The sequence below is a fragment of the Escherichia sp. MOD1-EC6300 genome, assembly GCF_002965045.1.
GTDB classification, from domain to species: domain Bacteria; phylum Pseudomonadota; class Gammaproteobacteria; order Enterobacterales; family Enterobacteriaceae; genus Escherichia; species Escherichia coli_F.
Genome location: NZ_PTRH01000002.1, coordinates 56,976 through 69,384, shown reverse-complemented (window position 1 = coordinate 69,384; position 12,409 = coordinate 56,976). Strand labels below are relative to the sequence as shown.

General features: G+C 52.5%; 13 protein-coding genes. All 13 read right to left on the bottom strand.

All coding sequences use genetic code 11. The features are described from left to right. Positions 1-4: 4 nt before the first annotated feature. Positions 5-721, bottom strand: a complete 717-nt coding sequence (locus BGE37_RS03090; RefSeq protein WP_000569957.1) for an ABC transporter permease — start codon at positions 719-721, stop codon at positions 5-7. Further along, positions 718-1,404, bottom strand: coding sequence for a histidine ABC transporter permease HisQ (gene hisQ, locus BGE37_RS03085; RefSeq protein WP_000965505.1), 687 nt, complete (start codon positions 1,402-1,404; stop codon positions 718-720). Before hisQ ends, BGE37_RS03090 begins: the two co-directional genes overlap by 4 nt. Positions 1,405-1,493: 89 nt before the next feature. Then, the gene (gene hisJ, locus BGE37_RS03080; RefSeq protein ID WP_000737621.1) at positions 1,494-2,276 is read right to left on the bottom strand and encodes a histidine ABC transporter substrate-binding protein HisJ; all 783 of its coding nucleotides are present in this window, start codon (positions 2,274-2,276) and stop codon (positions 1,494-1,496) included. A gap of 217 nt (positions 2,277-2,493) precedes the next feature. Further along, complete coding sequence (gene argT / locus BGE37_RS03075) at positions 2,494-3,276, bottom strand: lysine/arginine/ornithine ABC transporter substrate-binding protein ArgT (RefSeq protein ID WP_000748235.1); 783 nt, start codon at positions 3,274-3,276, stop codon at positions 2,494-2,496. Positions 3,277-3,540: 264 nt separating this feature from the next. Further along, a complete protein-coding gene (gene ubiX / locus BGE37_RS03070; RefSeq protein ID WP_000825690.1) occupies positions 3,541-4,110 on the bottom strand; it encodes a flavin prenyltransferase UbiX in 570 nt (189 codons plus the stop codon). Between the two features lie 94 nt (positions 4,111-4,204). Next, entirely contained in the window at positions 4,205-5,722 is a 1,518-nt protein-coding gene (gene purF, locus BGE37_RS03065; RefSeq protein WP_000334213.1) for an amidophosphoribosyltransferase, read from the bottom strand. A 36-nt stretch (positions 5,723-5,758) separates the two neighbouring features. Continuing rightward, positions 5,759-6,247, bottom strand: a complete 489-nt coding sequence (gene cvpA / locus BGE37_RS03060) for a colicin V production protein (RefSeq protein ID WP_032184707.1) — start codon at positions 6,245-6,247, stop codon at positions 5,759-5,761. Between the two features lie 516 nt (positions 6,248-6,763). After that, positions 6,764-7,426 carry a cell division protein DedD gene (gene dedD, locus BGE37_RS03055; protein WP_000146992.1) on the bottom strand — a complete coding sequence of 221 codons (663 nt, stop codon included), beginning with the start codon at positions 7,424-7,426 and terminating at the stop codon, positions 6,764-6,766. Continuing rightward, on the bottom strand, positions 7,416-8,684 hold the full coding sequence (folC, locus tag BGE37_RS03050) for a bifunctional tetrahydrofolate synthase/dihydrofolate synthase (protein WP_105287757.1): 1,269 nt from the start codon (positions 8,682-8,684) through the stop codon (positions 7,416-7,418). Before folC ends, dedD begins: the two co-directional genes overlap by 11 nt. A 69-nt stretch (positions 8,685-8,753) precedes the next feature. Then, complete coding sequence (gene accD, locus BGE37_RS03045) at positions 8,754-9,668, bottom strand: acetyl-CoA carboxylase, carboxyltransferase subunit beta (RefSeq protein ID WP_000118404.1); 915 nt, start codon at positions 9,666-9,668, stop codon at positions 8,754-8,756. A gap of 155 nt (positions 9,669-9,823) precedes the next feature. Beyond that, complete coding sequence (locus BGE37_RS03040; protein WP_000364335.1) at positions 9,824-10,483, bottom strand: DedA family protein; 660 nt, start codon at positions 10,481-10,483, stop codon at positions 9,824-9,826. 82 nt (positions 10,484-10,565) lie between these two features. Next, positions 10,566-11,378, bottom strand: a complete 813-nt coding sequence (gene truA / locus BGE37_RS03035) for a tRNA pseudouridine(38-40) synthase TruA (protein WP_001283592.1) — start codon at positions 11,376-11,378, stop codon at positions 10,566-10,568. Continuing rightward, positions 11,378-12,391: an aspartate-semialdehyde dehydrogenase gene (locus tag BGE37_RS03030; protein ID WP_001289165.1), complete on the bottom strand. Its 1,014-nt coding sequence runs from the start codon at positions 12,389-12,391 to the stop codon at positions 11,378-11,380. Before BGE37_RS03030 ends, truA begins: the two co-directional genes overlap by 1 nt. Between the last annotated feature and the right edge of the window lie 18 nt (positions 12,392-12,409).

Genomic DNA, 12,409 nt, shown 5'->3' with positions numbered 1-12,409 from the left:
ATTCTCAGTGCGTTGAAGAAGGTTTCACATGCTGCAACCAGCGTTTTTCCGCTTTGCGGAACAGACTGATCAGGACATAAGAGATGATTAAATAGAGCACCGCGGCGATACCGAAGGCGGTAAAAGGTTGATACGTGGCGGCGTTAATATCACGAGCTATTTTCAGCAGATCCGGCACCGTGGCCGTAAACGCCAGCGCAGTAGAGTGCAGCATCAGGATTACTTCATTACTGTAGGCCGGTAACGCAATACGCAGCGCTGAAGGCAAAATAATGCAGCGATACATTTTAAAGGTCGAAAAGCCATAGGCTCTGGCGGCTTCAATTTCTCCGTGCGGTACCGAACGGATTGCTCCGGCAAAAATCTCGGTGGTGTAAGCACAGGTGTTAAGCGTCAGCGCCAGCACAGTACAATTCAGGCCACTGCGGAAAAAGGCGTTAAGGAACTCGGTACCCTTAACAATCTCCAGCGTGTACATGCCGGAATAGAACACCAGCAATTGAACATACAGCGGTGTACCGCGAAAAATATAAGTAAATAACCAGATTGGAAACTGGATGTATTTATTGCTGGAGACGCGACCAATCGCCAGAAACAGCGCCAGGACTCCGCCTATCACTACCGACAAAATCAGCAGCCACAGGGTGATCGCCACGCCAGTAAAGCGATAACCGTCGGTCCACAGCAGTGGTTTCCAGTATTCATGTAAGATTTCGATCACAGGTCAGCCCTCTTCACACCCACGGAGTAGCGGCGCTCAAGGAACAGCAGCACACCATTGGAAACGGTGGTGAAAACCAGGTAAATCACGCCACAGACGATGGCGAAATAGAACGGTTCCCAGGTACTTTTGCCTGCCAGTTGCGTGGCTTTGACCACATCTTCCAGGCCAAGTAACGAAACCAGGGCGGTAGATTTGAGGATCACCTGCCAGTTGTTGCCAATGCCTGGCAGGGCGTAACGCATCATCGCCGGAAACATAATCCGCCGAAACACTTGCCCACGAGTAAAACCAAACGCCGTTGCCGCCTCTATATGTCCTTTTGGCACTGCCATAAACGCGCCACGAAACGTTTCGGTGAAGTAAGCACCGTAGATAAAACCGAGCGTGATAATACCTGCGACCATCGGATCGATATCAATCTGCCCGACGCCCATCGCCTCCGTCACCGTGTTTAGCGCAATCTGCAAACCGTAGAAAATCAGCAGCATCAACACTAAATCCGGCACGCCACGAATCAGCGTGGTATACCCTTCAAAAATCAGTCCCGAAAACCGATTTTGCGAGAGCTTACCGCCAGCGCCAATTAAACCGATGATTACAGCGAGCACTACAGAGCTGATCGCCAGCTCCAGCGTGACGAGCGCACCCTGTAAAATAACACCTGAAAACCCATACAACATGCTGCCTGTCCTGTCGTGTGTGGTGAATTACCGCCTCTTGTCTCCCTCCGGTTACCCGAAGGGAGCGGGCTTTCTTTCACCGATGGCGATTAACCACCATAAACATCAAAATCGAAGTACTTTTTCGCTAATTTCTCGTAAGTACCGTCAGCGCGCATTTCGGCAAAGGCTTTGTTCAGTGCCTCGCGCAATTCGTTATCTTCTTTACGCAGACCCATGCCGGTACCTACGCCAAACAGTTTTTCATCTTTAACAGACGGGCCACCGAATTTGTAATCTTTACCGACGGGTTGTTTGAGGAAACCTTCGCTGGCGGCGACCTCATCCTGGAATGCGGCATCAATACGTCCGGCAGTCAGGTCAGAATAAATGTTGTCCTGCCCCTGATAAGAGACGATTTCAATGCCTTTTGGTGCCCAGTGTTCGTTACCGAACGTCTCCTGGGTGGTGCCCTGCAATACGCCTACGCGCTTGCCTTTCAGCGACTCGACTGTCGGCTGAATGTCGGAATTTTTCGCCACTACCAGACGAGAGTCGGCAGCGTACAGTTTGTCGGTGAAGGCAATTTCCTGCTGACGTTTTTCCGTAATGGAAAGCGATGACATGATGGCGTCAATCTTCTTCGCTTTTAAGGACGGGATTAACGCATCCAGCGGGTTTTCGACAAACGTACATTGCGTATTGATGCGTTTGCACAATTCCTTCGCCAGATCGATGTCGAAGCCAACCAGTTCACCTTGTGAATTTTTTGATTCAAATGGCGCATAGGTCGGATCGGTACCGATGCGGATGTTTTGCGGAATCGCAGCAAACGCCGCCGTTGCGCTGGAGAAGGCCAGAACCAGAGAGAGCGATAGCACCAGTTTTTTCATAATGTCCTCAACTGACAGTCTTTTTATAGGGAATATTTACAGGTTTGTTACACTTATCGTGCCATAAAATTGACCATCAAGGCAAAATATCCCGCCCCGTTAGACGTATTATTTTTCATTAAAAATGCTTAAGTATGCATTTTAATGCACCACGATAGTGCAACAAACCTGGCGTGCACCATGATCATTCCATCAGGTACAGCTTCCCTGCGACGTATCAGTCACCGTAGACATTAAAGTCGAAATACTTTTTCGCCATCTTGTCGTAGGTGCCGTCCTGACGCAGCTCGCCAAGCGCCTTATTAAACGCAGCCGTCAGTTCAGCATCATCTTTACGTAGCCCGACACCGGTGCCGTCACCGAAGTATTTTTTGTCTTTCACTGAAGGGCCTGCAAAAGCGAAATCTTTACCGGCAGGTTGCTTGAGGAAACCTTCGCTGGCAGCAACCTCATCTTGCAGAGCGGCATCCAGGCGTCCTGCAGCCAGATCGGAATAGACCAAATCCTGGTTAGCATAGGCCACCACATCGACACCCTTACTGCGCCAGTTATCATTGGCATACGCTTCCTGGGTTGATCCCTGCAGCACACCAACATGTTTACCTTTCAGTGAATCCAGCGTTGGCTGAATCGGTGAACCTTTGGCAGCAATCAGACGAGAGTCTGCGGCGTACAGTTTGTCGGAGAAGGCAATCTCCTGCTGACGTTTATCCGTAATGGAGAGCGACGAAATAATGGCGTCGATCTTTTTCGCTTTCAGTGAGGGGATCAGCGCGTCAAAGTCACTGGCAACCCAGGTACATTTCACCTGCATCCGTTTGCACATCTCGTTACCGAGATCGATATCAAAGCCAACAAAGTCACCTTTGGCATCTTTCGATGAGAACGGTGCATAGGTGGTATCCGTTCCGATACGTACCGTCTCCGGCAGTGCCGCGTAGCTGGAAGCTGCTGCGGAAATCCCGACTAACAAAGACAGAGCGAGAATCGACTTCTTCATACATAACCCTCAAGTGAAATGGCTTTTTTATATTGTGTATTGTGTTGTGTGTTTGCAGGCTCGTTCATGCAGGTCTTATGCCATCTTGACGACAACAGTAACATTCAACGTTAAATATGTTAATAAGACGTTGCATTATTGTCCTGAAGTTGAAGATAGCAGGTATGGCGGTTGGATCGCAGCGTTTAGATTGAATGGCAGGAACAAAATGTTGAGGATTTGATCGCGGTTGCAAAATTGCCCTGAAACAGGGCAACAGCGGAGTTATGCGCCCTGCCAGCGGGCAAAGAGATCTTCGGGTAGATTTATCGCAAACTGGTCAAGAACACGGTTAACCGTCTGATTTATCACATCATCAAGGGATTGTGGGCGATGATAAAATGCCGGAACGGGAGGCATAATTACCGCACCGATTTCTGCCGCCTGAGTCATTAAACGCAGGTGGCCTAAGTGCAACGGTGTTTCACGCACGCAGAGCACCAGCGGGCGACGCTCTTTCAGCACCACATCTGCCGCACGGGTCAGTAAGCCATCCGTATAGCTATGCACAATGCCGGACAGGGTTTTGATTGAACAGGGTAAAATCACCATCCCCAACGTCTGGAAAGAACCGGAAGAGATGCTGGCGGCAATATCGCGCGCATCGTGCGTGACATCGGCTAATGCCTGCACATCACGCAGGGAGAAATCCGTTTCAAGGGATAAGGTCTGGCGCGCGGCCTGGCTCATTACCAGATGCGTTTCAACATCTGCGACATCACGCAGAACCTGTAATAAACGCACGCCATAAATCGCGCCGCTGGCACCGCTGATGCCCACAATAAGTCGTTTCATAAATAGTTGCCCTGTCAGACTTGCAGCCAGACTTTGCAGGATTTCGGCGGGAGTTGCAAGTCAGGGTGCCAGACCGGCACCCTGAGCGAAGTCATCATCCTTCGTTATGCATTTCGAGATTTTCCACTTCGTTCTGACGTTGCACGGCTTTAGCGTCGTCATTACGTAAAGTATCAAGGAAATCGAGGTAGCCCTGATCAACATCTTTGGTGACGTAAACGCCGTTGAACACCGAGCATTCAAACTGCTGGATATCCGGGTTTTCCGCACGGACGGCTTCGATCAGATCATTCAGATCCTGGAAAATCAAACCATCAGCACCGATGATCTGGCGAATTTCATCCACTTCACGACCGTGGGCGATAAGCTCCGTGGCGCTTGGCATATCAATCCCGTAAACGTTCGGGAAGCGAATTTCCGGTGCCGCAGAAGCGAGGTAAACTTTCTTCGCTCCGGCTTCACGCGCCATCTCGATAATCTGCTCAGAAGTAGTACCACGCACGATGGAGTCATCGACCAGCAGGACGTTTTTATCGCGGAATTCAGCGCGGTTGGCGTTCAGTTTACGGCGCACGGACTTACGACGCAGCTGCTGGCCCGGCATGATAAACGTGCGGCCAACATAGCGGTTTTTCACAAAGCCCTGGCGGTACGGTTTGCCCAGAATACGGGCGATTTCCAGCGCGATATCACAAGAGGTTTCCGGAATTGGGATCACCACGTCGATATCCAGATCTTCCCATTCACGAGCAATTTTCTCGCCCAGCTTGGTGCCCATATTCACACGCGCGCTGTAAACGGAAATTTTGTCGATGAACGAGTCTGGTCGGGCAAAGTAAACATACTCGAACAGGCACGGATTGCTGACCGGGTTGTCAGCGCACTGACGGGTAAACAGCTGCCCTTCTTCAGTGATGTAAATCGCCTCGCCTGGGGCGACATCACGCAGGAACTCAAAGCCCAGGGTATCGAGCGCAACGCTTTCGGAAGCGACCATATATTCTGTGCGATTGTCGTCGATATCACGTTTCCCCAGTACCAGCGGACGAATACCGTTAGGATCGCGGAAAGCCACCATACCGTGGCCGATAATCATCGCCACACAGGCATACGCGCCGCGGATTAAGCGGTTTGTAGCAGCAATGGCGGCGAAGATGTTGTCGGCTTCCAGCGGGTAGTGGCGGAAGTTGTCCAGCTCGCTGGCGAAGATATTAAGCAGAATTTCCGAGTCGGAAGTGGTGTTGATGTGGCGGCGTTTTTCTTCAAACAGTTTTTTACGCAACTCGTGAGCGTTGGTCAGATTGCCGTTGTGGGCAAGCGTGATGCCATACGGGGAGTTAACGTAAAACGGCTGCGCTTCAGAGGCGCTGGAGCTACCAGCCGTGGGGTAACGCACATGACCAATGCCCATATTGCCCTGCAAACGCTGCATATGGCGAGCTTCGAAGACATCGCTCACCAGCCCGTTCGCTTTACGCAAACGGAAGCAGTTATTGGCATCAATGGTGATGATGCCGGCGGCATCCTGACCGCGATGCTGAAGCACCGTTAAGGCATCATAAATCGACTGGTTAACCGGCATAACACCGGCGATACCGACAATACCGCACATACGTCTTTTTCCTCGTTAAGCCACATCTCAGAGCACTTACGCTCTGGGCAAGAAACTTGACGAGCTTTGCAGATAATCAAAAAACCATCTGATGATAAAACTGAACTGCGGGATCAGCTGTGATTTGCTCCAGTCTTCGCTTTTCGACACTCCGGTAAAAGAGTCGAGAAAGAAGAGAATGGCAGCAACAATCAACACACCGCGCAACGCACCGAAACAGACGCCCAGCACCCGGTCGGTGCCCGTCAGGTGGGTTTTCTCAACCAACTGACCTATCACGAAGTTCACGATAGCGCCAACGATCAGTGTCGCGATAAACAGTACCGCGATGGCAATCCCATTTCGAACCAGTTCGTCTTCAAAGCCCGTAAACCAGACTGACAGGTAAGTGTAGTAATGACTGGCGACAAAGAAAGCACAACCCCATGTCACCAGCGATAACGTTTCACGAACAAAGCCGCGGATCAGGCTAACCAGAGAGGAAAAAGCAATCACCGCGATTATGGCGTAATCAATCCAGACCATATGTGTCCCACGATTTTACGCCCTGTCATCCTGTTCGGGGCGCATTCTAACAGAAAAAGAAAACGTTTGCGTAGGGATTTCCTTCCCACGCATCAATAAAAATGGCGCTGAAAAAATATTCAACGCCATCGACTTTTTATGCCTTTGCAGCATCGGGCAATGCGTGTCGGATGCGGCGTGAACGCCTTATCCGACCTACGGTTCTACCCCTGTGTAGGCCTGATAAGACGCGCCAGCGTCGCATCAGGCAACGACTGTCGGATGCGGCGTGAACGCCTTATCCGACCTACGGTTCTACTCCTGCACAGGCCTGATAAGACGCGCCAGCGTCGCATCAGGCAACGACTGTCGGATGCGGCGTGAACGCCTTATCCGACCTACGGTTCTACTCCTGCACAGGCCTGATAAGACGCGCCGGCGTCGCATCAGGCAACGGCTGTCGGATGCGGCGTGAACGCCTTATCCGACCTACGGTTCTACTCCTGCACAGACCTCGTCGCATCAGGCAAAACCGTACTAATTCGGTGTATAGCCCATCACCACGCCACTTAAGCCAGAAAGCTGCTTGAGTTCACCCAGCGAACCTTTCAGCTTATCTTTCGAGGCATCTGGCCCAACCAGAATACGGGTAATTTTACCCTGCACCGGCGTGGATGGCGACGTATAAACCCGATAGCCGGCACCGCGCAGCTTACCGACAATCTCATTCACTTTATCGGCATTTTTCAGCGCGCCCAGTTGCACAACATAAGCTTTACCCGTTGGCGCTGCTTTTTCTTCCACGACCGGCTTCGGTTCTGGCTTCGGCGCAGGTGGTGCTTCAACCTTCGGTTTAGGCGGTTCCACCGGTTTCGGCTTCGGTGGGGCGACCGGTGCAGGTTCCGGTTCAAACTCGGTGTTATTAGCTGCAATAGTGGCCGGATCGAGCGACGGCGCGGCAGCATCACCTGCCCGCACCTCTTCCGCTGCGCCTTCCGGCGGCTGTGTCGGCAACGCCTGGGTGGCGGCTGGCATCATATCAGGCTCATCGCGATCGCCCGCTTTCGGCACCAGAGGGATTGCCGCGAACTCATCCTGATAATGCTTTTTCTGCCCGTCCAGCAACCCTGGAAGTACAATCACCCCCAGCGCCACCAGCACGATCGTACCCACTAACCGATTCTGAAACTTACTTGCCACCGCTTCTCCTCGCGTCAATCACTTCCATGACATGTGCGACCGTGTGGAACGAACCACACACCAGCACGGTATCTTCCGCTTTAGCGTCCGCCATTGCGGCATCCCATGCCTGCGCCACGCTATCAAATGATTTGCCGTTACCCAAATGCTCAAGCAGTTGTTCTGCCGTGGCACCGCGCGGCCCTTCCAGTGGCGCACAATACCAGTCATCAACCACGCTTTTCAACCAGGCCAGAGTTCCGGCAATATCTTTATCATGTAGCATACCGATAACCGCCAGCACGCGCCCGTTTTTCGGTAGCGCTTTCATACGCCCGGTGAGATATTCCGCCGCATGTGGATTATGCGCGACATCAAAAATAACGCGTGGCGACTCGCTCACAATCTGGAAACGTCCCGGCAAAATTGCGCTGGCAATCCCGTCGCGAATGGCATTTTCACTGACCTCCAGCCCGCTGGCACGCAGTGCCGCCAGTGCCGTTGCGGCATTCGGTTGCGGGACAAGCGGCAACGGCAGATTTTCCAGCGTGCCGTAAGCATCGCTGAACGTCCAGTCATTGTCACTGACGGAATAGTTCCACTCAACGCCCCGACGTTGTAGCAGTGCGCCTTTTTCCTGCGCCACATCAGCAATGGTAGAAGGCATTTCAGGCTCTCCGACAATTGCCGGTTTTTCATTGCGGAAAATCCCTGCTTTCTCACGACCAATGCTTTCGCGATCTGGCCCCAACCAGTCGGTATGATCCAGCGCAATGCTGGTCACCACCGCAACATCAGCATCGACAATATTGGTTGCATCCAGACGTCCGCCCAGCCCTACTTCCAGAATCACCACGTCAAGTTGTGCCTGTTTGAACAGCCACAACGCCGACAACGTACCGTACTCGAAATAGGTCAGGGAAATATCACCGCGTGCCGATTCAATCTCCGCAAAAGAGGCTGTGTGGGCCGATTCCGGCAATTCCTGGCCCTGCACACGTACGCGCTCGGTATAACGCACCAGATGCGGCGAACTGTAGACGCCCACTCTGTACCCTGCCGCCATCAGAATCGACTCCAGCGTACGGCAGGTGGTGCCTTTGCCATTCGTACCCGCAACGGTAAATACAAATGGCGCTGGTTTCAGAACGCCAAGACGTGCCGCGACCTGGCTTACGCGCTCAAGGCCAAGATCGATAGTTTTACTGTGCAGGTTTTCCAGATAAGAAAGCCACGAAGCCAGAGGCGACGCGGCTTGAGGAGTGCGTTTGATAATCATGGTATCCGCTGATTCGTTACGGTGAGAATAGCAAAAGGGCAGAGCCAGTGGCCCTGCCCTTATCAGTTATCAGGCCTCAGGTTCCTGATCCGGTACCGGTGGCACCACTACGCCTTCACGCGGCGCTTCAGGATTCGGCGCTGGCAAATTCATCAACTTCGCCAGAATGCTCGCCAGTTTCAGGCGCATTTCCGGACGACGGACGATCATGTCGATGGCGCCTTTCTCGATCAGGAATTCACTGCGCTGGAATCCTGGCGGCAGTTTTTCGCGAACGGTCTGTTCGATAACACGCGGACCGGCAAAGCCGATTAACGCTTTCGGTTCAGCAATATTGAGATCGCCCAGCATGGCGAAACTTGCAGAAACACCGCCCATGGTCGGGTCGGTCAGCACGGAGATGTACGGCAAGCCGCGCTCCTGCATTTTTGCCAGTGCCGCAGAGGTTTTCGCCATCTGCATCAGCGACATCAGTGCTTCCTGCATACGTGCGCCACCAGAGGCGGAGAAGCAGATCAGCGGGCAGTTATCTTCCAGCGCCTGCTCAACGGCACGTACGAAACGTGCACCTACCACAGACCCCATGGAACCGCCCATAAAGGCGAACTCGAATGCCGCAGCGACAACCGGCATTCCATACAGGGTGCCTTTCATCACCACCAGCGCATCTTTTTCGCCGGTTTCTTTCTGCGCAGATGCCAGACGGTCTTTATATTTCTTGGAGTCACGAAACTTCAGCACATCTTTCGGCTCAAGCTCGCTACCCAGCTCCACAAGGCTTCCTTCATCTAACAGGCTATGCAGGCGATTACGCGCTGTCATACGCATGTGATGGTCACACTTCGGACAGACCTCAAGATTACGTTCCAGCTCAGCGCGGTATAAAACCTGACCGCAGCTATCACACTTAGTCCACACCCCTTCAGGAATGCTCGCCTTGCGGGTGGGAGTAATGTTGCTTTTAATTCGTTCAATCCAGCTCATTAGGGACCTTTCTGTCTGAACCTGGTTCGATGCCAGTTTTATCTTTGGGGACGCATAATGCCATTTTTGCCCCCAACAGACCATGAATGTTGCACATTAAAACATAACAGCCCGAAACTTTGGATAAAAAAGTGGTCGAACCGCGGAGTTACTTTTTATTTTGCGGCGCGTGCCGCAGCGCGTTTGTGACGGATAATTTCGATGACGCCCGGCAAAATGGAAACCACAATAATCCCGACGATCAGCAGCTTAAGGTTATCCTGAACCATCGGAATTGTACCGAAGAAATAGCCTGCGTAGGTAAAAAGCAGTACCCACAACAGTGCGCCGATCACGTTATAGGCAGCGAAATGACGGTACGACATGTGGCCCATCCCTGCAACAAAGGGGGCAAACGTTCTGACGATCGGCACAAAACGGGCGAGAATAATGGTTTTGCCGCCGTGTTTTTCATAAAACTGATGAGTTTTGTCGAGATAGCTACGACGAAAAATTTTCGAGTTCGGATTACTGAATAATTTCTCACCGAACAACCGTCCTATGGTGTAGTTGACCGCATCACCAACAATCGCGGCAATTAACATCAGTACCACCATCATATGAACATTGAGATCGTTGGTTTCAAGCGAGGCCAGTGCCCCTGCAACAAACAGCAGCGAATCTCCCGGTAAGAACGGCGTTACCACCAGACCGGTTTCACAGAACAAAATCAAAAACAGGATGGCATAAACCCAGACGCCATACTCTGCGACCAGTTCTGCCAGATGCACGTCAATGTGCAGGATAAAATCGATGAGGAAATAAATCAGGTCCATATTAGCCTATGCCTTGTACTCGTCATCTTTCAGGCCGTAACTACGTTGGCTACAGCCTGAAATTTTCCGAGCTTTATTCTCGTTAGTCCGCCAGAAATAGCGGGCCCATTGGCGGTTTTGGAAGATCAAACCGGTCAGGGTAATCCACCGCGACCAGATACAGCCCTTCCGCTTTTGCCGTTGCTGCCGCCAGCGTTCTGTCCTTTGCTGCCAGCAGTTCTGCTATCCAGCTCTCCGGCTGGTTGTTGGCACCGACTTCCATCAGGCTGCCGACAATATTCCTCACCATATGATGTACAAAGGCATTTGCTTTGATATCTACCACCACATAAGGACCGTGACGCGTGACGTTAATATGCATAACATTGCGCCACGGGGTTCGGGACTGGCACTGCACCGCACGGAACGAGGTGAAATCATTCTCGCCCAGCAGGCATTGCGCGGCCCGATGCATCCGTTCAGCGTCCAGCGGTTCGTAAAAATGGGTTACCCCTTTACTCAGCACTGCCGGACGCAGCCGATGATTGTAGATGATGTAGCGATAACGGCGAGCCGTGGCGCTAAATCGAGCATGAAAATCATCAGGTACAGCTTTAACCCAACGCACGGCGATGTCACCAGGTAAATTCGCATTTACGCCCAACGTCCACGCAGCGTCTTTGCGCTGCGCGGTCGTTTCGAAATGCACAACCTGCCCGGTGCCGTGTACACCTGCGTCAGTACGCCCGGCGCAGAAGACGGTGATCGGTTCGTTCGCCACCTGGGAGAGCGCCTTTTCCAGCTTCTCCTGCACACTGCGTACTTCGTTCTGCCGTTGCCAGCCGTAATACTTACTACCGTCGTACTCAATGCCCAGCGCAATTTTGTAAACTGGCGGTTGTTGCTGGTCGGACATTAGTACAGATACTCCTGCACCAGTTTCTCGGCGATTTTTACTGCCATCAGCGCGCCGCCAAAGCGAACGTTATCGGCCACTGACCAGAACTGGACTTGCTCCGGCATACCGTAGTCATTGCGTACGCAGCCAACGGAAAGATGCGGCGTACCAGAAGCATCCCCCACCTGCGTCGGGAATTCGTTCTCTTCAGAGAGCACAATATCTTCGCCCTGGGCAAACGCATCACGCGCTTCTTCTGCCGCCAGCGGACGCAGAGCTTCAAAGTTGACCATCTGGGCATGACCGTAAAATACCGGTGCCTGAACAACACTTGCCGAAATCATCAGCCCTTCGTCTTGCAGGATTTTGCGTACTTCGTCAACGATACGACGTTCTTCACGCACGCTACCTTCGCTATCCGGCAGTAACGGCAGCATGTTGAACGCCAGTTGACGCCCGAAGAAATCTTCTTCGTCAATCGGAATGCCGTTGAGCAATTTAGCACTCTGCCCCGCTAACGCATCGACCGCTTTTTTACCCTGGGCGGAGGCAGAAATCAGGCTGGTGACGCTGATACGTGACAAACCGCCCTGATCGATTAACGGTTTCAGTGCTGCCAACAGCTGGCTGGTCAGGCTGTCCGGTACGGCGATGACATTTCGGTTGCGGTAATCGGTCAGTACAAACGGGTTAACTTCCGGCACCACCAGCGGTACGTCAGGTTCGAGAGCAAACAATCCGCTGCTGTCGATCACCAGGCAACCTGAGTTGGTCGCTTCTTCAACCCAGGCAGCGGTAGCTTCTTTGCCTGCGACAAAAAACGCCAGCTGTGCCTGCGTCCAGTCGAATTCAGCGGCATCCTGCACGGTGATTGTCTTACCACCAAAGCGCAGTTGTTCGCCTGCGCTTTCGTTACGTGCCAGTGCATAAATTTCCCCAACCGGGAACTGACGTTCAGCCAGCGTTTCAAGCAGGGCTTCGCCCACAGCGCCAGTTGCGCCCAGGACGGCAATGTTCCAGCCTTCAGACATGGTGGTTTACTCCAGAAA